The 22528-nt window shown below is 54.6% G+C and carries 23 protein-coding genes and 1 CRISPR repeat array (1 of these 24 cut by a window edge); of the genes, 16 read left to right on the forward strand and 7 right to left on the reverse strand.

Annotated features, from left to right (window positions below; genetic code table 11):
- The first annotated feature begins 16 nt into the window (after nt 1–16).
- From ugpA to V8L70_RS07535, 7 genes are all read left to right on the forward strand, one after another.
- Nucleotides 17–901, forward strand: coding sequence for a sn-glycerol-3-phosphate ABC transporter permease UgpA (gene ugpA / locus V8L70_RS07505; protein ID WP_008957050.1), 885 nt, complete (start codon nt 17–19; stop codon nt 899–901).
- A 38-nt stretch (nt 902–939) separates the two neighbouring features.
- Nucleotides 940–1782, forward strand: a complete 843-nt coding sequence (gene ugpE / locus V8L70_RS07510; protein ID WP_035565202.1) for a sn-glycerol-3-phosphate ABC transporter permease UgpE — start codon at nt 940–942, stop codon at nt 1780–1782.
- Between the two features lie 2 nt (nt 1783–1784).
- Nucleotides 1785–2840: a sn-glycerol-3-phosphate import ATP-binding protein UgpC gene (locus V8L70_RS07515; RefSeq protein WP_101147076.1), complete on the forward strand. Its 1056-nt coding sequence runs from the start codon at nt 1785–1787 to the stop codon at nt 2838–2840.
- A gap of 76 nt (nt 2841–2916) precedes the next feature.
- Entirely contained in the window at nt 2917–4161 is a 1245-nt protein-coding gene (locus V8L70_RS07520) for an RNA polymerase sigma factor (RefSeq protein WP_101147077.1), read from the forward strand.
- Between the two features lie 15 nt (nt 4162–4176).
- Nucleotides 4177–5091, forward strand: coding sequence for a YciI family protein (locus V8L70_RS07525; RefSeq protein ID WP_232774932.1), 915 nt, complete (start codon nt 4177–4179; stop codon nt 5089–5091).
- Nucleotides 5088–5450 carry a YciI family protein gene (locus tag V8L70_RS07530; RefSeq protein ID WP_336269165.1) on the forward strand — a complete coding sequence of 121 codons (363 nt, stop codon included), beginning with the start codon at nt 5088–5090 and terminating at the stop codon, nt 5448–5450. Before V8L70_RS07525 ends, V8L70_RS07530 begins: the two co-directional genes overlap by 4 nt.
- Nucleotides 5451–5471: 21 nt before the next feature.
- On the forward strand, nt 5472–5843 hold the full coding sequence (locus V8L70_RS07535; RefSeq protein WP_336269166.1) for a DUF1428 domain-containing protein: 372 nt from the start codon (nt 5472–5474) through the stop codon (nt 5841–5843).
- Between the two features lie 150 nt (nt 5844–5993).
- Here V8L70_RS07535 and V8L70_RS07540 read toward each other — a convergent pair whose 3' ends face one another.
- Nucleotides 5994–6443 (reverse strand): DUF305 domain-containing protein, encoded by a 450-nt coding sequence (locus V8L70_RS07540; RefSeq protein ID WP_035565191.1) that lies wholly within the window; start codon nt 6441–6443, stop codon nt 5994–5996.
- A 109-nt stretch (nt 6444–6552) separates the two neighbouring features.
- Nucleotides 6553–7218, reverse strand: a complete 666-nt coding sequence (locus V8L70_RS07545) for an SDR family oxidoreductase (protein ID WP_101147080.1) — start codon at nt 7216–7218, stop codon at nt 6553–6555.
- Between the two features lie 199 nt (nt 7219–7417).
- On the opposite strand from V8L70_RS07545, the gene V8L70_RS07550 reads away from it, so the two are divergent.
- The 5 genes from V8L70_RS07550 to V8L70_RS07570 all read left to right on the forward strand — a co-directional run bounded on the left by V8L70_RS07550 (nt 7418) and on the right by V8L70_RS07570 (nt 11064).
- Complete coding sequence (locus V8L70_RS07550) at nt 7418–8581, forward strand: glycosyltransferase family 4 protein (RefSeq protein ID WP_176303369.1); 1164 nt, start codon at nt 7418–7420, stop codon at nt 8579–8581.
- Nucleotides 8544–9083, forward strand: coding sequence for a phosphatase PAP2 family protein (locus V8L70_RS07555; protein ID WP_176303370.1), 540 nt, complete (start codon nt 8544–8546; stop codon nt 9081–9083). The genes V8L70_RS07550 and V8L70_RS07555 overlap by 38 nt, the downstream gene beginning before the upstream one ends.
- Before the next feature lie 1059 nt (nt 9084–10142).
- A complete protein-coding gene (locus V8L70_RS07560) occupies nt 10143–10274 on the forward strand; it encodes an entericidin A/B family lipoprotein (protein WP_008956940.1) in 132 nt (43 codons plus the stop codon).
- A gap of 5 nt (nt 10275–10279) precedes the next feature.
- Nucleotides 10280–10810, forward strand: coding sequence for a YqiA/YcfP family alpha/beta fold hydrolase (locus V8L70_RS07565; protein ID WP_035564130.1), 531 nt, complete (start codon nt 10280–10282; stop codon nt 10808–10810).
- 86 nt (nt 10811–10896) lie between these two features.
- Nucleotides 10897–11064, forward strand: coding sequence for a DUF6435 family protein (locus V8L70_RS07570; RefSeq protein ID WP_144408617.1), 168 nt, complete (start codon nt 10897–10899; stop codon nt 11062–11064).
- A 14-nt stretch (nt 11065–11078) separates the two neighbouring features.
- On the opposite strand, the gene ntrC is transcribed toward V8L70_RS07570, so the two are convergent.
- From ntrC to glnA, 4 genes are all read right to left on the reverse strand, one after another.
- Nucleotides 11079–12506 carry a nitrogen regulation protein NR(I) gene (gene ntrC, locus V8L70_RS07575; RefSeq protein ID WP_101147083.1) on the reverse strand — a complete coding sequence of 476 codons (1428 nt, stop codon included), beginning with the start codon at nt 12504–12506 and terminating at the stop codon, nt 11079–11081.
- Nucleotides 12499–13560: a nitrogen regulation protein NR(II) gene (gene glnL, locus V8L70_RS07580; RefSeq protein WP_035586359.1), complete on the reverse strand. Its 1062-nt coding sequence runs from the start codon at nt 13558–13560 to the stop codon at nt 12499–12501. The genes ntrC and glnL overlap by 8 nt, the downstream gene beginning before the upstream one ends.
- Before the next feature lie 221 nt (nt 13561–13781).
- Complete coding sequence (locus V8L70_RS07585) at nt 13782–14330, reverse strand: DUF4124 domain-containing protein (RefSeq protein WP_101147084.1); 549 nt, start codon at nt 14328–14330, stop codon at nt 13782–13784.
- A 156-nt stretch (nt 14331–14486) separates the two neighbouring features.
- Entirely contained in the window at nt 14487–15893 is a 1407-nt protein-coding gene (glnA, locus tag V8L70_RS07590) for a glutamate--ammonia ligase (RefSeq protein ID WP_101147085.1), read from the reverse strand.
- 533 nt (nt 15894–16426) lie between these two features.
- Here glnA and V8L70_RS07595 point away from each other — a divergent pair.
- Nucleotides 16427–17050 carry a hypothetical protein gene (locus tag V8L70_RS07595; protein WP_101147086.1) on the forward strand — a complete coding sequence of 208 codons (624 nt, stop codon included), beginning with the start codon at nt 16427–16429 and terminating at the stop codon, nt 17048–17050.
- Between the two features lie 36 nt (nt 17051–17086).
- Here V8L70_RS07595 and V8L70_RS07600 read toward each other — a convergent pair whose 3' ends face one another.
- Nucleotides 17087–18115 (reverse strand): acyltransferase family protein, encoded by a 1029-nt coding sequence (locus V8L70_RS07600; RefSeq protein WP_101147087.1) that lies wholly within the window; start codon nt 18113–18115, stop codon nt 17087–17089.
- Between the two features lie 151 nt (nt 18116–18266).
- Here V8L70_RS07600 and V8L70_RS07605 point away from each other — a divergent pair, with 151 nt between their 5' ends.
- The 3 genes from V8L70_RS07605 to V8L70_RS07615 all read left to right on the forward strand — a co-directional run bounded on the left by V8L70_RS07605 (nt 18267) and on the right by V8L70_RS07615 (nt 20519).
- On the forward strand, nt 18267–19349 hold the full coding sequence (locus V8L70_RS07605; RefSeq protein WP_232774933.1) for an alpha/beta hydrolase: 1083 nt from the start codon (nt 18267–18269) through the stop codon (nt 19347–19349).
- Nucleotides 19350–19394: 45 nt separating this feature from the next.
- Nucleotides 19395–19697: a hypothetical protein gene (locus V8L70_RS07610; protein ID WP_101147088.1), complete on the forward strand. Its 303-nt coding sequence runs from the start codon at nt 19395–19397 to the stop codon at nt 19695–19697.
- Between the two features lie 390 nt (nt 19698–20087).
- Nucleotides 20088–20519: a DUF29 domain-containing protein gene (locus V8L70_RS07615; protein WP_101147089.1), complete on the forward strand. Its 432-nt coding sequence runs from the start codon at nt 20088–20090 to the stop codon at nt 20517–20519.
- Between the two features lie 241 nt (nt 20520–20760).
- Nucleotides 20761–22528: a CRISPR direct-repeat array (repeat unit 28 nt; unit sequence TTTCTGAGCTGCCTGGGCGGCAGCGCAC); it runs 5822 nt beyond the window's last position.

The raw sequence follows: 22528 nt of genomic DNA on the forward strand, positions 1-22528 counted from the left end.
TACATGCGAGCTGCCCATGCAAACTAAACGCATGACGTTTCCAGGGCGATGGCTGCCTTTCGCGCTGCTGGCGCCCCAGGTAATAGTTACTCTGATCTTTTTTATCTGGCCTGCGGGCCAAGCGCTGTACCAATCGCTACTGCGTGAAGACGCTTTTGGGCTGCGCTCTACGTTTGTGGGCCTGGAAAACTTTGCCCGTCTATTTCGCGACGGTAGCTACCTCAATTCGATGTCGGTGACCGCCATATTCGCTGTTGGCACCACGCTGGTATCAATGTCGGTGGCGCTACTGCTGGCTAGCACTGTGAACCGGATGATTCGTTCACGCAGCACCTATACCACGCTCCTCGTTTGGCCTTACGCCATTGCGCCTGCGATTGCCGGTGTTTTGTGGTGGTTTATCTTCAACCCTTCCATCGGCATCGTGCCCTATATGCTGGAAATGGTCGGTTACCAGTGGAACCACCGAAACTCGGGGAGCGACGCCATGCTGCTGGTAATTCTTGCCGCGGCCTGGAAGCAAATCTCTTACAACTTTCTGTTCTTTTTGGCGGGTCTACAGTCTATTCCGCAATCGCTCATTGAGGCAGCCTCAATTGATGGCGCCAGCCCTATCAAGCGATTCTGGACGATCATTTTCCCACTGCTTTCACCCACAACCTTCTTCTTGATGGTGGTTAACGTGGTGTACGCCATGTTCGACACCTTCGGCATTATCCACGCCACTACACAAGGCGGACCGGCTCAGTCGACCAATATCTTGGTTTACAAAGTTTACGCCGATGGCTTTGTAGGCCTCAATTTGGGTTCTTCCGCAGCTCAGTCGGTGATCCTCATGGTGATTGTGGTGGTGCTCACGGTGATTCAGTTCCGCTTTATTGAGCGGCGCGTGAACTATTAACAAACGTACTATTAAATCGGCCTCGTTGGAGTGTTGTCATGGTTGAAAATCGCCCATGGGCCAATTTTTTCGCCCATACCGTGTTAATCATCGGCGTCGCGCTGGTGGTCTTTCCGGTTTATATCGCCCTGGTGGCCTCGACCCAGGCGCCGGGTGAGTTAATGCGTGGCACCCTACCGCTGCTGCCCGGCAGCCATGGAATCGAAAACTATACCCAGATGTGGCAATCGGGCATATCGTCAGCGAACTCCCCGCCTGCCGCGCTGATGCTTTGGAACAGCTTTGTGATGGCCATGGCCATCACCGTGGGAAAGCTGTCCATTTCGCTACTTTCCGCCTTTGCGATTGTCTACTTCCGTTTCCGTTTTCGGATGTTCTTCTTCTGGCTGATCTTCGTCACCCTGATGCTGCCGGTTGAGGTGCGCATTATCCCCACCTTTCAGGTGGTCGCGGACCTTAATATGCTCAATAGCTTTGCCGGGCTGTCGATACCATTGATTGCCTCAGCCACCGCGACTTTTCTATTCCGTCAGTTCTTTATGACCATTCCCGAAGAGATGCTCGAAGCCGCCCGGGTGGACGGCGCCGGGCCGTTCAAATTCTTTAAAGACATATTAATGCCGCTCTCCGTGACTAACATCGCGGCGCTGTTTGTGATCATGTTCATTTATGGCTGGAACCAGTATCTCTGGCCACTGCTGATCACCACTGACCCCGACTACACCACCATCGTGATGGGCATTCAGCGCATGACCTCGGAAGAGAACCCACAATGGCATTTGGTGATGGCCGCAGTGGTGATGGCCGCGCTGCCGCCAGTATTAGTGATTCTGTTTATGCAACGCCTGTTCGTGAAAGGCCTGACCGAGACGGAGAAATAAGCATGGCCAGCATTACCTTGGAAGGGCTAAAGAAAACCTACACCGGCAACGTGAACGCGGTAAAAGGCATCGACTTACACATTGAAGACGGTGAATTCGTAGTGCTAGTCGGGCCTTCCGGCTGCGGAAAATCTACCCTGCTACGCATGGTAGCGGGGCTTGAAACCATTACCGAAGGCACGCTCAAAATCGGTGACCGAGTGGTCAATAAGCTAGAGCCCGCCGAGCGTGATATCGCCATGGTGTTTCAGAACTATGCGCTCTACCCGCACATGACGGTGTACAACAATCTAGCCTACGGCCTTAAAAACCGTGGGTTTAAAAAAGACGAGATTGAAAAGCGCGTGCGCATTGCTGCCAAGATGCTCGAGATCGAGGATTTTCTGGATCGCAAGCCGCGCAAGCTCTCAGGTGGCCAGCGCCAGCGGGTAGCCATGGGTCGCGCTCTGGTGCGCGAGCCTGCGGCCTTTCTGTTTGATGAGCCGCTTTCCAACCTGGATGCCAAACTGCGTGTGCAGATGCGCGTGGAGATCAAGCAATTACAGCGACGACTGAAAACCACCAGCCTCTATGTGACCCACGATCAGTTGGAAGCCATGACCCTGGGCGATCGCTTAGTGGTACTAAACGCCGGTCAGATTGAGCAAGTGGGCACGCCAATGGAGATCTACGCCCGCCCTGCCACCATGTTCGTGGCCGGCTTTATCGGTTCGCCCGCCATGAACATGCTGCCGGTGGATTACCTCAAAGCCCAGGGTGCCAACGGCCTGCTGGATAACCTGCCCGAAGGTACCGATATCGTCGGCATTCGACCGGACGATATGCACCTGGCGCCGCCGACTACGCCTTACCTAACTGTCGACTCTACGCTTGCGCTGTTTGAAGCCGCCGGTGCCGAAAGCCACCTGTACGTGACCCTCGCTGATAGCGACCAGCCCACGGTCATCCGCGTGTCGGGCCAGCCGCCGGTAGCCGAAGGCGAAACCCTGCGATTTTTTGTGACCCGGGACGCGCTGCATCCTTTCAACAGCGCCACGGGGAAACGCACAGGGGATTGAACGCCTCCCTCCCAAAAAACAAGTCAACGGAGAAACCATGCGCTACGTTTGAGATAAAGCTTACGGATCTCCCTTGATGAGTACTGAACCTGCATCCATTGATGACCTGTATCGTGAGCACTCCCGGCGCGTGCAGGCGACGCTGATACGCCTGCTGGGGGATTTTGAGCTGGCCGAAGAAGCCATGCAGGACGCCTTTATGGCGGCTGTTCAACAGTGGCCAGTTAACGGCAAACCTGATAACCCCACGGCATGGCTAATTCGCACCGGCTACCACTGCGGAATCGACCAAATCCGCCAGCGCAGTACTGCTCGCCGTCGGGCTCACTTGCTATTACCCACAGAGCGGTTACCTACAGAAGAGACGCTGGATCTTGAGCTAACGGCTATCGAAGACGACGCCTTGCGGCTGCTATTTACCTGCTGCCACCCAAGTTTGAGCATGGAAGCACGGATTGCCCTGACGCTTCGCGAAATATGCGGTTTGACCACTGAGCAAGTAGCCAGCGCGCTACTGATGAAGCCTCCGACGCTGGCTCAGCGTATCGTACGAGCCAAACGTAAAATTCGCGATGCGCATATTCCTTATGCCGTGCCTACCCAGGAAGAGTTACCCGAGCGCCTACCCGATGTGCTCCAAGTTATCTATCTGGTCTTCAATGAGGGCTACTCACGCAGCACGGGCGCCAGCGTGGTCGATATCAGCCTAACCCAAGAAGCCATGCGACTGGGCAATGAGCTGGCACGGCTACTGCCCCAGGGTGAGGTATTTGGGCTGATGGCCTTGATGCTGCTTAACAATGCCCGCCGGGATGCGCGCCAGGATAACGACGGAGAACTGGTGACATTGGATGCTCAGGACAGACGCCTATGGCACCAAGAGGATATCCACGTCGGCATAGCGTGGCTGGAACAGGCGCTGGCGCTCACCCCTACCGGGTACTACACCCTTCAGGCATCGATTGCCGCCGTACACGCCCAGGCCAGCCGCGCCGAGCAGACCGATTGGGGGCGTATCGTCAGGCTCTACGATGTCCTCTGCCGAGGTTTTCCATCCCCCATCCTGGCGCTGAATCGTGCGGTCGCCATTGCCATGAATGGTGCGCCCGACACCGGCCTGAAGTTACTCGACGACATCGCCCATCACCCGCAAATAAGCCGCTATCATCTCTTTCATGCCGCAAAAGCAGATTTACTGCGCCGCCAAGGCCAGCATGAGGCCGCACGTAACGCCTATCAGCAAGCGCTACTGTTGGCCACTCTGGAGCCAGAAAAACGGTTTTTGAACAGGCGATTGGCAGAGCTCGAAAATTCCCCATAAAAAAATGCTTAGGCTATGTCGATTCAAGACGATGCCAAACGACTAGAGAGAGTCACTACCCTGACCAACCAGGAGGCTCTCTCAATGAAATTCATGCTGATACGCCGTGCCGATGCCAATACAGAGAATGGTGCTATGCCATCCCAGGAAATGCTTGCCGCCATGGCTGCTTATAACCAGCGCATGACCGAGGCAGGCGTGTTTTTGAGCGGCGATGGCTTACATCCGACCAGTGACGGGTGTCTGATCCGGTTCAAAAACGGTGAGCCCACCATCATCCCCGGGCCTTTGTATCCAGCCAGTGAGCGTATTGCCGGTTACAGTGTGCTCGAAGTCCCCTCCCTACAGGCGGCCATTGAGTGGGCCCAGCAGTGGCCCACCCAGGATGCCGATGGCAACGTGACCCTGGAGCTGCGGCGCTACTTCTCGCTGGAGGATTTTGAGCCCGGCGCCGGACTCGAGCAGCACCGTAACCTTGCTCGTGTACCGAATGCCATGAACGTGCACGTTGCCTTTCCCGGCACCTGCGGGGAGGCCATGCAGTTCTATGCCGATGTCACCGGAGGGCAGCTGGAGTGCCTGCTGACCTATGCTGAAACGCCCGCAGTTGAACACTCACCGCCGGAACTCCACGACCGCATTATCCATGCTTCGCTGAATCTACGGGGCCGCCGCTTGATGGGCGCCGATATGGCGGCTGACTGCTATACACCACCGCAAGGGGTAGAGGTTCAATTGGAGTATCAGGATATCGAGCAGGCCGCACGAACCTTTGCTCAACTAGCGGAGGGTGGAAAGATCATCATGCCTTTCGAAGCGACCTTCTGGTCACCAGGGTTCGGCATGGCAACCGACCGTTTTGGCGTCGGCTGGATGATAAATGTCTCGTCAGACAACTGTCCCTTGACCACAGAAGGAGACTCCCCATGAAGTACGTTGCGCTGGTGTATTACCAAGAGCAGATTATCAACGCCATGAGCGAACAGGCATGGCAAGACCTCAATCATGAGTGTATCGCCGGGGTAGAGCGCTTGAGCACCAACGGCCACTACCTAGCCGGACAAGCGTTACAGCCAGTAGAAACCGCTACCACCGTGCGTGTACGCGATGGCGAGACGTTAATCTCCGATGGTCCCTTTGCGGAAACCAAGGAGCAGTTGGCCGGCTTCTACCTGCTCGAAGCCCACGACTTGAATGAGGCGCTGCAGCTGGCTAGCCGCATCCCACCAGCCCGGCTGGGCAGCATTGAGGTACGCCCCGTTCGAGAACTCTCCCCTAAAGCACAATAAAACAGTAATAGGAGAACAGCCATGAGCAAGCTTACACACCCTTATGTAGATGGTTTCGTCGCTGCCGTACCCAGCGCTAATAAAGATGCGTTTATTGAGCATGCCCGTGCCGCGGCCGTTGTATTCAAGGAGCACGGCGCACTGCGGATCGTGGAGTGCTGGGAAGACGATGTTCCCGAAGGGGAAGTGACCTCCTTTTCCATGGCGGTCAAACGCAAGGATGACGAAAGCATCATCTTTTCCTGGATAGAGTGGCCATCGCGGGCCGTCCGTGATGAAGGAATGGCCAAGGTCATGCAAGACCCGCGCTTGCAGATGGATGTTAATCCAATGCCGTTTGATGGCAAGCGACTCATTTTCGGTGGTTTTAAAAGTATCATTGATGAGGAGTGACAGGGCACCGGCCGACATAAAAGTTGGAAGCGCTATGCGTGAACCGCCGCCATGGCGCCTTCCAAGCCAATGTCCGACCGACTACCCGCCAACTGAATTTCGATAATCTTGTGCCAACCTACCCACCAGTAGCGGTTTCACTAAACGTTATTACTCATCCTCAAGATCCGCTATTAATGCTTTCATTTCTGCGATCTCTTCCCGCTGGGTCTCGATAATTGAGTCGGCGAGTTCACGTACGCGGGGATCGGTTATCTGAGCACGCTCACTGGTCAGAATGGCAATAGAGTGATGCGGAATCATCGCCTTCATATAGGAAACATCATCCACCGTCTGCTGGCTACGCACCAGCCACAGCGCCCCGGCAAAGACCACGATGCTGCCCACCAAAATAGCCAGGTTCACGCCCTTTTTGGAGTACATATCAAGCATGAAACCCAGCATGACCACTGCCATCGTGGCCCCCATGACAATAGCCATGTAAGTACGAGTTTCACTGAAAGTGACATGGTCTAGCTGGTAAGTGTTCAGGTACATCAACCCCAACATGATCACGGTCGCCGTCACGATCATAGCGCCGAAACGTAAATACATTTTCATCGCATTCCTCCTTGAACCAATTATCGGAGTTACGAGTGTAGATACCGATTCGCTATCCTGGCGAATGACAACGGTGCAACCAAAGGATGCTTTTCATGTCCCGCAACGATCACCAGGAAAGAAGCTCCCCATTGCTATGCCAAAACCCACCACTGTTATCTAGTGTCAGTGCTTCAATACGGGCAGCAATCCCTAAAGCAGCTTCTTGCGGGCTTATTAATCCACCAAAATTGACCATGCGTGTTTGCACATAGCCTGGGTGAAGCTGGGCTACCGCAATACCTTTGGGCTTCAGATCTACTGCCAGCGATTTACCAAACGCATTCAGCGCTGCTTTAGAGGCTCGATAACCATAGCGCCCACCGGAGTCGTTATCAGCAATTGAGCCCATTCGACTAGTGATATTGGCGATTTTGCTGCCTTCGGCAAGGTTGGGGAGCAGCGCCTCGACCACCCGCAACGGCGCATAGGCATTAATTTCCATCTGCTCTCGGATACTGTCGAGATCAATATCGCCAAGCGATTCATCACGCAGCATGCCTGCATTGTTAATTAACAGCGTGATCACTTGCCCGTCGAGCGCCGTTATCAGGCGGACGATATCATCTGGCTGGGTCACATCAATGCTCTCAATCACTTGATTAGCCACGCGTTCGAGCTCTTCCGACGACTGACGGCAAACGCCTATAACCTGCCACCCAGCGTCAAAATAGTGCTCTGCCAACGCTAAACCTACGCCGCGATTGGCTCCCGTAATTACCACTGTCGGCTTCATGTTTGTCTCCCTGTTGCCATTTATAATGCGTCCTACCCAGCCTAGGTGATAATCGCGCGATTGGCTTTCTGACAGTCATGGCATTGCCGTTCGTTATCATTCCTTACCACGTTGTCATCGCTTGTTCATCCATTTGACTCGGCAGTGTCATTCACTCTGCCCACACTGCATAAAAACGTGATAAAGGGATGGATCGCTTATGCGGCTCTGCATCGTCAGTGAAACATGGTCACCGGATATTAATGGCGTTGCCCATACGCTGAGCCGGTTAAGCTACGAACTTCGTCGGCAAGGAGTGCCGGTTGATGTTATTCGTCCTCGCCCAAGAACCCCTAGTCATGCAACGGGGGTGAACAGCGAACTGCAAGTGCAGCGCCTTGCTTTACCCGGCTATTCCGATGTTCAGGTGGGATTAGTCACACCCGCCACATTACGACGCTTTTGGGACCAACATCGCCCTGATGTTATCTACTTAGCAACCCAAGGCCCGCTCGGCTGGGCTGCTCGTCAAGCGGCACGGCGGCTCAATATCCCTCTAGTGGCGGGTTGGCACACGAACTTTGATCACTACTGCGAAGATTATGGTGTTACTTGGCTGGCATCGACCACACGGCGCTACCTTCGCTACTTTCATAATGGCTGCGACCTAACGTTAGTGCCTACCCATCAGCAAGCTAATACGCTTCAACAGCAAGGGATCCGGGATATCCATGTGCTTTCACGTGGGCTAGACGGAGAGCGCTTCTCGCCTGCTCATCGTGATACACAATTGCGCCAGCGCTGGGGCGTAGGCGAACATCAGCCGGTCGCACTTTATGTTGGTCGGTTAGCCGCCGAAAAAAACCTCACCCTGCTCCATGAAAGCCTTCAAGCCATGCGCGAAGTGCGTCCCGATATCGCTCAGGTCATCGTAGGCGACGGCCCTGCGCGGGCACAGCTGGAAAAAGCACTGCCGGACGCGCATTTCACCGGCTTCGTGGGGCAGGAATCGCTGGCTCGCCACTATGCCAGTGCCGATCTGTTTATTTTCCCCTCACTTTCAGAAACCTGGGGGAATGTGGTCGCAGAAGCAATGGCCAGCGGCTTAGCCGTGGTGGCTTATGAGCATGCTGCCAGCGCCGAACTCATTAATAGTGGCTATAACGGTATTACCGTTCCCGCTGGCAATAGCGCTGCCTTTCAGCAGGCAGCGGTCGAGCTGTGCCAGCACCCCGCTGACTACGCGCGCCTAGGTCGAGTAGCGCGCTTACGTGCACTTGAACAGAGCTGGACAGGGATTGCAGAGCAGTTTCTGCGTTATTTACACCAAGCCCAGGAGGCTCACCATGCGCCCGCGTCCGCTTGTCGTATTCGACCGTCTTGATTTACTAGAGTGGCAATTATGCCAGCGCATATCGCGGCTCTCGCTGTATCGCCCCTGGCGCATTACTCTGCAAGCTGCCAGCCGCTTAGGTGATTGGCCGGTATGGGTGCTGCTGATTCTGGCCCAGCCCTGGCTTCAACCAAACGGCTCGTGGCGGTTGATGCAGTACAGCGTTATTGCGCTGTTTGCCATAGCTGTATATCGCCTGGTAAAAACACGACTCTGTCGTGAGCGGCCCTTTATCACCTATAGCGAGGGCATCCTGTGCTGTGAACCGGCACGTGATCGTTATAGTTTTCCCAGCGGCCACACCATGCATGCGGTGATGTTTAGCGTATTAGTAGCCGCTCACACCCCCTGGCTACTACCGGTGATCCTACCGCTATCCCTACTGATTGCGATCTCCCGCGTCGGACTGGGGCTGCACTATGTGAGTGATGTACTGGCAGGCGCTGCATTGGGCTATGCCTTTGCCTTGGTCAGCCTTTATTGGATGGGGTAATGGCCGTTTTCTTCCGACTTATTTTTACCGCTTATTAACCGTGGGCTGGCTTGCATTTGGCTTGCTCTATTTCGAGCGTATGGTGCCTGAGCGAGGCAAAGGCCGTTGGAAGCACTAACGCAAAATGCCTGCTTACGCGGGCATTTTAGTTATTTTTAAATAATTGTTATGGTTAGAGCAGTTGGTTAAATGTCGGGAGGCATGTCATCGCGCTCGTCCATAGTGGCCATGAAAGATGTCTTAAACATCATATACACACCAACCCCCGAAAACCCTAAGAACAAAACAAACATGCATAACATCAATGCCATCGCCATAATCTTGTCCCTGGTCGTGTGCGGTCGTTACGTTGACGTTTTCTAACCGCTACATTTGGTTTTATCGAAAGGATAGACTAAAACACAGGTTTTATCTGTACGAGAGCTGTGTGTACAAAAGCGATGCAAAAAGCTAAATTTTAAAATATATAAAAATCAAGTACTTAAAATATTTTTCGCACGCAAAAAGACCACCCCGTTTTCACGAGATGGCCGTTTTGCACCGACTCCACTCCTTGGTCTGATGAACAGCGCCTCCTTGCGCTGCAACCAGTGAGTGGGCGGATTGTCCTTTAACTTAACTCCCTGTTTGTCTTTCGGCGTCCTGCCTTCCTTTTTTCTCTCAACCCACTCACTTAGTTACTAATAACAATTATCTAAACGGCTAGAGCTAAACAACTGAACTTCTACGCAACTACTCAGTAGCTGCAGGGACTGCGCCAAGCCATGCCAATAATCAACATTAATAATTAAAAACAATAACTTAAAAACAACAAACATCTCCAAATAGGCTAATTTCCCTGCACTTTTGATGTGTAGAACTGGCACATGCGACATAAGCACACGTTATCAAGACACATCTATCTAGCTGAAACACATTAAAATGATGGCGAAACGGCGCAACAGCGATTATTTTTGCTAACGAACCTTCCCACTTTGCTATAAAAAGGCTTTGCTTTAAAAAGTGTCCAGACAGCTCTATCAATGTTTGACGCACGCCCATGCCTTTGAGGAAACCGCTATGAAACGTACTATTGCGCTTGCCATACTCGTCATGACCACACTTCTGTTGGTAAGTGGTTGCAATACCATTCGGGGTGCTGGTGAGGATATCGAACAGGGTGGAGAAGCTATCCAACGCTCAGCGAGCTAAACGTGATGATGACTGTTTACTTATCCCACGGCCTAGAGAGCGGCCCAGGGGCACTTAAAATCCAGGCACTAAAAGGCGTTGCTGAAAAACTAGATGATTGTGAGCCCGTGGTAATGGACTATCGAGGCATGGCAGAGCCCCAGCAACGTCTTCAGCATCTTTTACAGGTGATAGCCGAGCGCGGTGATGACCCTGCCCACTGTGTACTGGCAGGTTCAAGCCTGGGCGGGTGGCTAAGCGCGGCCGTCAGCGCTCAGCAGCCCGTATTAGGCTGTTTTTTGTTAGCCCCCGCGTTAGGCATAGCCGCCTACCCTGAAACGTCGCCCACCATCCAGGCACGCCACACGCACATTGTTCACGGCTGGCGCGATGATATCGTTGCCCCTGAACCGGTGATTGAACGTGCTCGCCTGCAGCGGCTGTCGCTGAGAATGGTGGACGATGATCACCGCTTACACGCCAGCCTCGACACCATTTTGGTCGATTTTGAGCGCTTTCTATGTCAATGCAGCGCGGACTCTCAGAACGACGCATAACCGCTGACCAAAACAAACATTCGACACAAGCAACCAAAACCTATACAAATGGTGTACACCAAAACCAGATAGTGAGGAAATTGCTTATGTTTGGCATGTTTAAGCGCGACCCCAAAAAGAAACTCCAGCAAAATTATGAGCGTAAACTGCAAGCCGCGATGGAAGCGTCTCGTAACGGCGATATGCGCGCCAATGCCACCCTTACCGAAGAAGCTGAGGCGATATTGGCTGAGATTAAACGCCTTGAGCAGTAACGACTGCTTAGCCTTTACTCGTCAGCCAGTGCTGGCAGCAGCGTTTTTAATTTGCGGGTCAGTGTATTACGCCCCCAGCCAAGCAGTTCAGCGGCTTCACCTTTGCGTCCACCGGTATGCTTTAAAGCGGTTTCAATCAGAATCCGCTCAAAATCGGGCACCGCCTCTTCCAAAAGATGGGTATGGCCTTCGGCCAAGGCATGATCCGCCCAGTCGCGAAACGCCGTACGCCAATCGCCATGGGCGCTACTTTCGGAAGCGCTTGGCGAGCGCAGTTCCTGCGGCAAATCTTCAACCAGGATTTCACGCCCCGACGCCATCACCGTCAGCCACCGGCAGATATTTTCCAACTGCCGCACGTTACCGGGCCACGGCAAGCGTGTTAGGTGGGCTTCCGCTTCACTGGTCAGCACCTTGATATCGGTAGTCAGCTCTTTCGCCGCTTCGGCCAGAAAGTGTCGGGTTAAACGTGGTATATCTTCGCGCCTTTCAGCCAGTTTCGGCAGGTGGATACGAATCACGTTCAGGCGGTGGAACAAATCCTCCCGGAAGCGGCCGTCATCCACCAGCACTTCTAGATTTTGGTGAGTAGCGGCGATGATACGCACGTCCACTTTGACCGGCGTATGCCCCCCGACGCGATAGAACTCACCATCCGCCAGCACGCGCAGCAGGCGCGTTTGGGTTTCCGATGGCATATCGCCTATTTCATCTAAAAACAGTGTGCCGCCGTTGGCCTGCTCAAACCGCCCTTGGCGCTGCTGTGCCGCCCCAGTAAAAGCACCCTTCTCATGGCCAAACAGCTCCGATTCGATCAAGTCGCGAGGAATCGCCGCCATGTTCAACGCGATAAAGGGTTTACCGGCACGCGGGCTATGCTGATGCAGCGCCTGGGCAACGCGCTCTTTACCCGTCCCCGACTCCCCGTTGATTAACACCGTGATATGCGAGTGAGAAAGACGGCCAATGGCGCGAAACACCTCCTGCATCGCGGGCGCTTCACCAATAATCTCAGCGTTTAAGCCTTCCGGCACGGCGACCGGTCGTTGGCGTTCCCGGGCGTGGGCCACGGCGCGGCGCACCAGCGCCAGGGCTTCATCAACGTCAAACGGTTTAGGCAGGTATTCAAACGCCCCGCCCTGATAGGAAGCGACGGCGCTGTCTAGGTCGGAATGGGCGGTCATCACGATCACCGGTAGATCGGGATGCGCCTCGCGTACTCTCGCCATTAAGTCCAGGCCGTCGATGCCTGGCATACGAATGTCGGTGACCAGCACGTCGGGAGGGCTTTCCAGTAAACGCGCAAGGGCTGTATCTGCACGCTCAATACACTCAACATCGAGATCGGGCTGCGCCAAGGCGCGCTCCAGCACCCAGCGGATAGCGCGGTCGTCATCGACAATCACCACCCGCGCAACATCGGTACGTGTAGCCTCAGTCATGACGCTTCTCCGGTAAAATTATTACCAATGGAATCAGTAAACGAAATTCGGTATGTCCGGGTCGTGAGTCGCATTCGATCAATCCTTGATGTTGGTGCAAAATCGACTGGGCGATCGATAACCCAAGGCCACTGCCTTCTGCGCGTCCTGACACCATCGGGTAGAACAGCGTTTCCTGCAGCGTATCGGGAATGCCTGGGCCGTTATCAATCACCGAGACTTCACTGACTAAGCGGTGGCGTTCCGCCCCGAGGGTAAACTGTCGCCGGGCGCGGGTGCGCAATATTAAGGTAGGTTCAGGGGTTTGAGCATCGCTCATGGCTTGCACGGCGTTGCGTGCAACGTTGAGTACCGCTTGAATCATTTGAGATTCATCGCCGGAAAGGTCGGGCAAACTGGGGTCATAATCGCGGCTAATAACAACGCTGGGATGCTCGGCAATTAACAGCGCGCGTACACGCTCCAACACCCGGTGAATATTGACCGGCTCATGCTTAAGCACACGGTTAGGGCCCAGCATGGAGTCGACCAAGTCGCGCAGCCGATCCACCTCTTCCACAATGATATGGGTATATTCGCGCAGCGCCGGATCGTCTAAATCCCGTTCTAACAGCTGTGCAGCACCACGAATCCCGCCGAGCGGGTTTTTCACTTCGTGAGCAAGCCCACGGGCCAATATCTTGATGGTTTCTTGGCGAGTGGTCAGCGCCTCTTCACGCGAGATCTGCATTAACCGATCCCGCGGCTCCACTTCTAACAGTAACTCGTCGTCCGATAGCGGCGTTACAGTGTAGTCGACCGTCAGCGGCTCACTGTTCAGCGGCGTAATACGCGCTTCTCGCTGGGTGTAAGGATGAAACGCATCCCGCGCTTTAGCCAATACCTCATCGATGCTGTCAACACCGCCCAGAAGCGTATCTAGGCTGATGCCGTGAACGCGGCTTAAGCTAACCGCTAGTAAGGCTTCAGCGGCAGGGTTCATCCAGCGCACACGCAGCTCGCCGTCCAGCAGCAGTACCGCCGTGGTGAGATGTTCAAGCAAACGCTGATGCATGGTGGTGTCCTGAGAAATTACGTCTTCCATCGCCGTTGCAGACCTACAGGTGGATAATCAATGAGGGAACTGCAAAAAGCGCGCCAATTATGCATTTATGCCTAGTTGCACGGCTTGCGGGCATAGCAATAAAAGAAGATGGATCGTTTTAGCGCAATCACCGCGCCAAATGCCTCCACAACCGCACCAATTTAGTGCATTCGAGATTTTAACCACCCGGTCTAAGGAACCGTAATCGTCACTGCGGGCGTGCGGTGCTGTAAACGCTGGCTACTATCCAGTAGCTCTGCTTGAAGCTCGTGCTGCCCCGCAGGAAGCCCCGTTAACCAGAAAACATCACTGTGCAGCGCGGTCTGGCTAATCTCTCCATTCACTATCAGCCGCACTTGGTGGTCATCGCGCAGCGGAGGCGCAATAGCCACTTCCACCGCGGTGCTTCGCTCCGGCAGCCGTGCGCCTTGCTGGGGCAGTGCAATCGAAAAATGGTCATACGGCATAAAAGGCTGCCCTGGCTTGCCACGTGGGCGCCCAGTAGCGGGCGTGGCTACACTGGCCGTAGCTGCGCTTAACCCAGGCGGCAGGCTTGGCAACGGTGCCAATTCCAACGCCTCCCCGCCGCGGCCAGGGTTATCGGTAAACGTAACGTTGCCGTGCTCATCAATGACCCTGAAAACCGTTTGCCCAAAAGCCGCACCTGACATGATGGCCGCCCCGATGCCCAGCAAAGCGGCCATCAAGAAGCTGATCGTGTACGTGGTTAGCTTGCCCATACTGCTCCTCACACTTGTCACACCCTCAATAACGAAAAACCCCGCCGAAGCGGGGTTTTGATACTATTTTGATCAACTGCGTTTTGATCAACTGCGTCTTTATCAACTGTTACCACCGCTAGGGTGATGGTAGCAGTTAGGTGCTAAAAGCGCTGATTAGCAGCTGTAGTACATATCAAACTCGATGGGGTGCGTCGTCATACGGATACGCTCCACTTCTTCCATCTTGAGTTCGATGTAGGCATCGATCATTTCGTCGGTGAACACGCCACCTTCGGTCAGGAACGCACGGTCAGCGTCGAGGGCTTCCAGTGCTTGATCCAGGCTGTGTGCTACGGTCGGTACTAACTTGCCTTCTTCTGGCGGCAGGTCGTACAGGTTTTTATCCATTGCATCGCCAGGATGGATCTTGTTCTTGATACCGTCGATACCGGCCATCAACATGGCAGAGAATGCCAGGTACGGGTTGGCAGTCGGATCAGGGAAGCGAGCTTCAACACGCTTGCCTTTCGGGCTAGCGGTGTAAGGAATACGGATAGAAGCAGAACGGTTACGGGCACTGTAGGCCAGCATGACCGGCGCTTCAAAGCCAGGTACCAGACGCTTGTACGAGTTGGTAGAAGCGTTAGTAAAGGCGTTTAGGGCACGGGCGTGCTTGATGATGCCGCCGATATAGAAAAGCGCCATTTCAGACAGGCCAGCGTACTCGTCACCGGCGAACTGGTTCTCACCACCTTTCCAGAACGACTGGTGAACGTGCATACCAGAACCGTTGTCGCCTACCAGCGGCTTCGGCATAAAGGTCGCCGTTTTACCATACGCGTGCGCCACGTTGTGGATCACGTACTTCATTTCCTGCACTTCGTCAGCTTTCTTCACCAGCGTGTTGAATTTAACGCCGATTTCGTTCTGACCCGCGTTGGCAACTTCGTGGTGGTGAACCTCGACAGTCTGGCCAATCGCTTCCAGGGTGTTACACATCGCGCCACGAATATCGTGGAAGCTGTCAACCGGGGGAACCGGGAAGTAGCCGCCTTTAACGCGCGGGCGGTGGCCTAAGTTACCGCCTTCTACCTGGTTACTGGTCGCCCAAGCGCCTTCGTCAGACGTGATTTTGTACATGGAGCCCTGAATGTCAGACTTCCAATGCACTTCGTCAAAGATAAAGAATTCAGGCTCAGGACCGAAAAACGCAGTGTCGCCCAGGCCAGTAGACTCTAGATAAGCTTCAGCGCGCTTGGCGATGGAGCGCGGGTCACGATCGTAGCCCTGCATAGTGGCCGGCTCGATGATGTCGCAGCGCAGAACCAGCGTCGCATCTTCGGTGAAGGGGTCGAGATAGCCAGTGCCATCTTCCGGGCGCAGAATCATGTCGGATTCGTTAATGCCCTTCCAACCTTCGATAGAAGAGCCATCAAACATCTGGCCATTCTCAAAGAATTCTTCGTTCACATCGCGAGCAGGCACAGTCACGTGCTGTTCTTTACCGCGAGTGTCGGTGAAACGCAGATCTACCCACTTAACATCATGTTCTTCAATTAGCGCGAGAGTCTTGGCTGACATAGAGTCCTCCGGTATGAGCGTGGCTTAAAGTTAACGACTGTAAGCTACCGATAAATGTGTTGTTCGACAAAATACGCGCTAAACCGCACGTTTGTCATTCTTGTTCGCTCAACGTTTGCCTGACATTAGTGAACAAATCGCTCAGCGAGCATTTCAGACCGGCTATCGTTTTAGCACGTCGTAGGGCTTATGCCTACGGCCCGCTAGCCGCTTGCAAATATAATGCAGAGAACATGCCAACCCTGCACCAAGATGGCATAAAAAATCAGCAACCAATTGTTTTATAAACGTTAAAAAGTGGACAAGGATGCCTCTTGATGACGCATAGCAGCTAAATGCTGGTTCGGCAGCTGTTTAAAAAAGCCATAGCGCACCAATACAGGGCAAAAATAATGTTTTATGCGCCAATAAAGTGCATGAATAATAGTGAGCCCTCTTTTTTGGCTCGCAAGTTTTTTTACTTGCTACCCAAATAAGCCAGATACTACAATAAATTACAATTTGATAGATTTGCTCACAATCGGAGTCGGCAAATGGGGTCGGTTTGCTTTATCGTTGATGCCATGGTGACGGGTAACATGTTGCCACGCCACTTAAAATCCATACGTGATTCTGGCGTAGCCGACCACTTGCTGCCCATTTTGGTAACCAGCACGCAAGCCCATGCGCGTCTCAGCTCGATTGAGCAGCGCTACCACACTCATTGCTTGATCACCCCCAAGCTACCACTAGGCGCACGCCTCAATAAAGCAGCCTTTGCCAGCCAAGCTGAGTGGTTAATTATTGCGCTGCAGAAGCAGCCACTGCCTGCCAGCCTCTGGGGCTCACTCTACCCGCAATTGAACACCTACAACCTTGATGCCTTAATTGTTGGCCTTGCTCAGCCATCATTAGCCAAACGCATCCTGCGCCGCTTATTGGCAAGCACGCTGCTGTTACCGCCCTACATCGCCGTCAGGCGGGCCTGGCTTGAGCGCTTAGGTGGATTTGATCCCGAGCTGGATGACGCCAGCGCGATTGACGATTTTTTACAGCGTTTGCATGACTGCCCCACTCGCTTAAAAACGTACAGCGGCCGCTTGCTTAGCCAGGCTGCTGAACACACATCCGCCATGCTGCCCAACGACCCGGATCTCGCTTACACATCGAAGCGGTAAGCCGTGCCTTTCGATTTATGCACTCACATATTTCCATTACCGAACCTTCAAGCGCTTGCCAAACAGCATCGCTCCCAGTGTGGTGGTATTCGCCAATTTATTAAGGGCCACCGACCCGGCGAGTCCCACGACGATGAGTACCAGCGCATACACCCCAATCGGCAACGACAAAGGCTCAACGACCAGATCGGCAAGCACAAAGAACATGGGGTGGGCCAAGTAAATCCCAAACGAATACGCATTGATGTGGCGCACCCACAATGGCGCCGGGCGCCCAGCCAAATAACGCATGGCGCAAAGCGTAAACAGCACGAAAAATGGAATCACCCACACCTCTTTGGATGAAAACGCCAGCCAACCCGCAAACGTCGCCGCTATAATTAGCGCCACCAACAGCACCAACCACGCCGGGTGCGCCAATTGCTGCATCCAGGTGGGCCGCTCAGCGAGTACACCCTCTTGAGCTAGCGGGTAGTAGCGCACTAGCACCAGCGCCAGGAAAAACACATAGATCCACCCCAGCGGGGCGATCCACAGCAGGTAGCCGGGCAAATCAACATCAAACCAATAAGCCAGCCCCCAATACGCCATGCTGATAACGCAGGCACCCCACAACCATGGCACCGGATTCAATCGCCACAGCTGCCAGCGGGTAAACAGCCAATAAGCCACGTAAAACTGCATCGCAATGATCAAAAAATAGCCATGCCAGCCCGCATAAACGTAATACTCGATAGCATTAGCCACGAACCCCACCGGCTCATCCGACGCCTGTTGGCTTAACCATTCAGCGGTGGAATAAATAAAGCCATACACAAAGTACGGCACCATCACATACTTTACGCGCTGAATAAGAAACCCCTCCGGCACGGATTTATCGTAGCGAACAGCAAACACAAAGACCGATATAAACAGAAATATTGGCGTACCCAGCACCAGCGGCAGGCGCATTAAATCAGTGGCGACATTATCGAGGCGTTGATTGACGTGATCTAATAAATGAAACAAAAAAACGGCTATACAGCCGTAAGCGCGCAACCAATAGATCTCTTCAATTTTTCGCATTGGGCCTCCCGCCGCTACATACGCCTAACCTGCTATCCTGCATGGCTACTTTGTGTAACTGCTCGGCATAACGAGTCTGCATAGCTACGATGAACAACCAGTACCGCCGCGCTGTCCGACTTTATTAAACTAGTTTAATTCCGGAGAAAACGTGTTCATCCCAAAACCACCTTTCCTCTCCTACCGGTTTCGCACCCTACTCACCACTTTTATTGGGTGGCTAACACTCAGCGGCCACAGCTTGGCAAGCGACGTTGAGCATCATTATTTTTCCTCATCCACCCTCGGTTACGATTACCCTTATAGCGTGTATTTACCTGATAATTATGACACCCAGTCGACTACGCCCTATCCCGTCATTTACATGCTGCACGGCTCTTTTGGCACCGACCGCGACTGGGTTTCCCGCGGCAATTTACAACAGGTAGCCGACAGGTTAATTCGCGCAGGGCATATACCCCCGGCAGTTTTCATTATGCCCGGCAGCCGCAGCTGGTGGGTAGATGGCCATAACGAACCCGCCCGTAGCGCGTTTTTTAATGACCTAATGCCCCACGTGGAAGCTACCTATCGCGTTGGGCAAGAACGCCACCTACGTGGCGTAGCGGGGCTTTCCGCCGGTGGTTACGGTGCGCTTAACTTCGCCCTAGAACGGCCTGATTTATTTGCCGCCGTCGCGGCGCTTAGCCCCGCAAGCTACGCCCCCCTACCACCGCGCAACTCCTCCGCCTGGCGCCACCCAGCCTTTATTAATGACCAAGGGCAATTTGACCGCGAGCTTTGGGAAACCCTCAACTACACCGCCCATTTAGAAGAGTACCGCCTGCGTGTCACCCCCCGCGGCACCGATGAAGAAGGCGACCTTCCCCCCGTACCACTGTATATCAGCGCCGGGCGCAGCGACGTTTACGACGCAGAATTTCACGCCCGCTTACTCCGCCAAGCCATGGAGCGCATTCAACCCAACGAGGTACGGCTCGACCTTTACCCCGGCGGCCACACATGGCAGGTTTGGCGCGCCAGCCTACCCGCCGCGCTCAATTTCCTGTTTCAATACGTGGGGCAAACAAACAGCGTAGCGGGAATTGAAAAACAAGCTGAAACACAAGTTGAAACGCAAACTGAAGAACAGATTGAAGAGCAGAATGAAGAACAAGCCAATGAAGCGCGAGCAGAGGCAGCAAGCCCAGGCGGTTTAGAAAGCACCGCCAGCCCTGATGAAGTAAGCAGCTGAACGCACTACACTGAAGCAACATCCAACACGACAAGGAAGACCACAATGCATCAGCATATTGAATGGGACGAACCCGGCAGCGCCAGCGTAGCGGAATACTTTAAAAACGACCCCGACCACAGGGCACCCGACCCAGGCGATATTATTTCCGCACGTTTCCAGGGCATGATGGTACGCATCAAAGTAGAAGCCTACCGCGAAGATGACGCTGTCAGCATTGGCGAAGTTGTCGCCATTATCGACACCAGCGGCGGCCGCCACCAACGCCACAGCAAGCTCGAAGTCGGCCACATCGTACGGGTACCCGACGACAAACGCGCCATGGAAACACCGCCGAAAGAAGATTAACGCGTTAGCGCGTTCCTGATTTCAGTAACAGAGGCCATCCAACGCGATGGCTTTTTTGTGTGAATTTGAATAGCCAAGCAGCCATTCTTGAGTAGCGTAATCGCAACCACATTGATGGCCTTGCGATTACGCGCAGCAATACCAAAGGCACTTATCATATTTATTGCGGATGGGGAGACTCGAACTCCCACATCTTTCTGAGCTGCCTGAGCTACAGCGCAAATTAATCACCTAAGGTGGCAGGCAAACTATCCTCACACTCCGCGTTAGCAACAGTTAACAGAAGCCACCATGTAAATTTATACTCACTTCAATATTGTCGCCTGTTGTCTTCTTGCGTTTACACTAAACAAATGCAAAGTGGTTTAGCGGTTTTAGAGGAGTATCACTATGGCCGTACATTATGAACACGATGCCTATGCCTGGGCCCTGGAGCAAGCTGGGCTACTGCGGGCGGGGAAACTGGAGCAACTTGATCTTGAGCACCTCGCCGAGGAGATTGAGAGCATGGGCAAAAGCGAACGGCGCGCGCTGGTCAGCCAATTGGCTCGTCTGTTAATGCACCTGCTGAAATGGGATCACCAGCCCGAACGCCGCTCACGTAGCTGGCGGTTGACGATCATTGATGCCCAAGCCAAAACGAATCGCTTACTGAACGACAACCCCAGCCTAAAAGCATCATTACCTGAACTGATGAGCGAAGCGTACGAAGATGCACGCCGCGCAGCAGCGATTGAGACCGATAGCGAGCTGCACGCTTTTCCAGAAAAGTGTATGTACAGTTTCGATGAAGCGGTAACGTTTCAACCTGTCGAGCACTAAATCGCATGAAAGCAGTCAGGCCTAACCACTTACTCGCCCAATGCACGTCACTTGTAGCTTGGCATGAGCGCTAGCGCACCCCGAAAGCACCGCACAGCGATACTACCAGTACACATCTTAAATCTAGCAAAACTGCCTGGACGGCAGCGTACTCTCACCCATACTTCTGCGCTTCGTTGACGTTTACCTGAGCTACCTGGGCAGCGCACGAGCAGGATGCCTACGCCTGGGCGCTTGAACATTTCTGAGCTGCCTGGGCGGCAGCGCACGGCCAGCACTCAAGATGCCCTGCGCGACGAATTTTCTGAGCTGCCTGGGCGGCAGCGCACGGCCAGCACTCAAGATGCCCTGCGCGACGAATTTTCTGAGCTGCCTGGGCGGCAGCGCACGGTGAACAGCTTGGTGATGTGGGTTCGCCTTGTTTCTGAGCTGCCTGGGCGGCAGCGCACGGGCATTTGCGCGGCTGCTTGGTGGCGCGGGTTTTCTGAGCTGCCTGGGCGGCAGCGCACGAGGGAGGGGCCGTTGATTTGAATTTACCCTTTTTCTGAGCTGCCTGGGCGGCAGCGCACGACTACATTCGCGATACGGGCGGCAGCTTGTCTTTCTGAGCTGCCTGGGCGGCAGCGCACTCGGTGTTGACGCTGGGGATAGCCGCTGCTTTTTTCTGAGCTGCCTGGGCGGCAGCGCACAATTTCGCATCGGCACGCACTGAAATGGTTAGTTTCTGAGCTGCCTGGGCGGCAGCGCACGACCCCACTGGGTCGGCACGCCAATAGCGTCATTTCTGAGCTGCCTGGGCGGCAGCGCACTCTCGCCCGCCTCACTGGCCTGGCTTTCTAGCTTTCTGAGCTGCCTGGGCGGCAGCGCACTGGAGAATTCCCAGGCGGCGGGGGTGGTGGCGTTTCTGAGCTGCCTGGGCGGCAGCGCACAGGGCAACATCGAGAAGGCCGAAGCCTGGAACTTTCTGAGCTGCCTGGGCGGCAGCGCACATGGGCGTGAATCCCAACAGCGGCCGATTCCATTTCTGAGCTGCCTGGGCGGCAGCGCACGGCACCAAAGGCAAGATAGTCACGCCTGACATTTTCTGAGCTGCCTGGGCGGCAGCGCACGTCCCGCCCGCTGGCTTGCCCGACGACGTAGTTTTCTGAGCTGCCTGGGCGGCAGCGCACGCAGCTTGCCGAGCGCCTTCAAGGCTTCGTTCTTTCTGAGCTGCCTGGGCGGCAGCGCACGTTGAGCCTAGGAACTTGCGCGGGATGCCGGCGTTTCTGAGCTGCCTGGGCGGCAGCGCACATGGGCACGGTAGGCACCGGCAAAAGCCACCTTTTCTGAGCTGCCTGGGCGGCAGCGCACCCAACAAGCGGCCCATCATGTCCGACTTGAAATTTCTGAGCTGCCTGGGCGGCAGCGCACGGGGTGTAGTGAATGACGCATCAGGGTCAGATTTTCTGAGCTGCCTGGGCGGCAGCGCACTAACGCACGGTTGAATTGCTGCTTGGCCTCCATTTCTGAGCTGCCTGGGCGGCAGCGCACTTCGCGATGCGGGAGATTGACGGCATAAGCGATTTCTGAGCTGCCTGGGCGGCAGCGCACCTTAGCGAGCACTTGGAGTCTGCCGAGCTACTTTTCTGAGCTGCCTGGGCGGCAGCGCACCTTGGCGATCTGCAAAGCTGGCTTCCAGTTCCTTTCTGAGCTGCCTGGGCGGCAGCGCACGCTTCGTAGCTAACAGGATTGCGAGCTAGCTTTTTCTGAGCTGCCTGGGCGGCAGCGCACACGCCCGTAACCTGCGCAGCCACCTAGCGTCCTTTCTGAGCTGCCTGGGCGGCAGCGCACGCGATTAGCGGCCCGCCTTGCGCCCAGTCGATTTTCTGAGCTGCCTGGGCGGCAGCGCACGGCGCCAGCGCGCAAACCTTTGTGCTGCGCGTTTTCTGAGCTGCCTGGGCGGCAGCGCACGAGCTCATCAATGACCAGCTCATACGCGGGCTTTTCTGAGCTGCCTGGGCGGCAGCGCA

The sequence above is a fragment of the Vreelandella arctica genome (genome assembly GCF_037070215.1).
In the GTDB taxonomy this organism is placed as follows: Bacteria; Pseudomonadota; Gammaproteobacteria; order Pseudomonadales; family Halomonadaceae; genus Vreelandella; species Vreelandella arctica.

Bases quoted from the DNA above. Each gene is read 5' to 3' on its own strand.
- glnA (WP_101147085.1), bottom strand. From the start codon at position 15,893: ATGTCAGCCAAGACTCTCGCGCTAATTGAAGAACATGATGTTAAGTGG.
- V8L70_RS07570 (WP_144408617.1), top strand. From the start codon at position 10,897: ATGTTTGGCATGTTTAAGCGCGACCCCAAAAAGAAACTCCAGCAAAAT.
- V8L70_RS07610 (WP_101147088.1), top strand. From the start codon at position 19,395: ATGCATCAGCATATTGAATGGGACGAACCCGGCAGCGCCAGCGTAGCG.
- ntrC (WP_101147083.1), bottom strand. From the start codon at position 12,506: ATGACTGAGGCTACACGTACCGATGTTGCGCGGGTGGTGATTGTCGAT.
- V8L70_RS07540 (WP_035565191.1), bottom strand. From the start codon at position 6,443: ATGAAAATGTATTTACGTTTCGGCGCTATGATCGTGACGGCGACCGTG.
- V8L70_RS07600 (WP_101147087.1), bottom strand. From the start codon at position 18,115: ATGCGAAAAATTGAAGAGATCTATTGGTTGCGCGCTTACGGCTGTATA.
- ugpA (WP_008957050.1), top strand. From the start codon at position 17: ATGCAAACTAAACGCATGACGTTTCCAGGGCGATGGCTGCCTTTCGCG.
- V8L70_RS07545 (WP_101147080.1), bottom strand. From the start codon at position 7,218: ATGAAGCCGACAGTGGTAATTACGGGAGCCAATCGCGGCGTAGGTTTA.
- V8L70_RS07585 (WP_101147084.1), bottom strand. From the start codon at position 14,330: ATGGGCAAGCTAACCACGTACACGATCAGCTTCTTGATGGCCGCTTTG.
- V8L70_RS07535 (WP_336269166.1), top strand. From the start codon at position 5,472: ATGAGCAAGCTTACACACCCTTATGTAGATGGTTTCGTCGCTGCCGTA.
- V8L70_RS07555 (WP_176303370.1), top strand. From the start codon at position 8,544: ATGCGCCCGCGTCCGCTTGTCGTATTCGACCGTCTTGATTTACTAGAG.
- V8L70_RS07615 (WP_101147089.1), top strand. From the start codon at position 20,088: ATGGCCGTACATTATGAACACGATGCCTATGCCTGGGCCCTGGAGCAA.
- ugpE (WP_035565202.1), top strand. From the start codon at position 940: ATGGTTGAAAATCGCCCATGGGCCAATTTTTTCGCCCATACCGTGTTA.
- V8L70_RS07525 (WP_232774932.1), top strand. From the start codon at position 4,177: ATGTCGATTCAAGACGATGCCAAACGACTAGAGAGAGTCACTACCCTG.
- V8L70_RS07560 (WP_008956940.1), top strand. From the start codon at position 10,143: ATGAAACGTACTATTGCGCTTGCCATACTCGTCATGACCACACTTCTG.
- V8L70_RS07550 (WP_176303369.1), top strand. From the start codon at position 7,418: ATGCGGCTCTGCATCGTCAGTGAAACATGGTCACCGGATATTAATGGC.
- glnL (WP_035586359.1), bottom strand. From the start codon at position 13,560: ATGCATCAGCGTTTGCTTGAACATCTCACCACGGCGGTACTGCTGCTG.
- V8L70_RS07595 (WP_101147086.1), top strand. From the start codon at position 16,427: ATGGGGTCGGTTTGCTTTATCGTTGATGCCATGGTGACGGGTAACATG.
- V8L70_RS07520 (WP_101147077.1), top strand. From the start codon at position 2,917: ATGAGTACTGAACCTGCATCCATTGATGACCTGTATCGTGAGCACTCC.
- V8L70_RS07530 (WP_336269165.1), top strand. From the start codon at position 5,088: ATGAAGTACGTTGCGCTGGTGTATTACCAAGAGCAGATTATCAACGCC.
- V8L70_RS07515 (WP_101147076.1), top strand. From the start codon at position 1,785: ATGGCCAGCATTACCTTGGAAGGGCTAAAGAAAACCTACACCGGCAAC.
- V8L70_RS07565 (WP_035564130.1), top strand. From the start codon at position 10,280: ATGATGACTGTTTACTTATCCCACGGCCTAGAGAGCGGCCCAGGGGCA.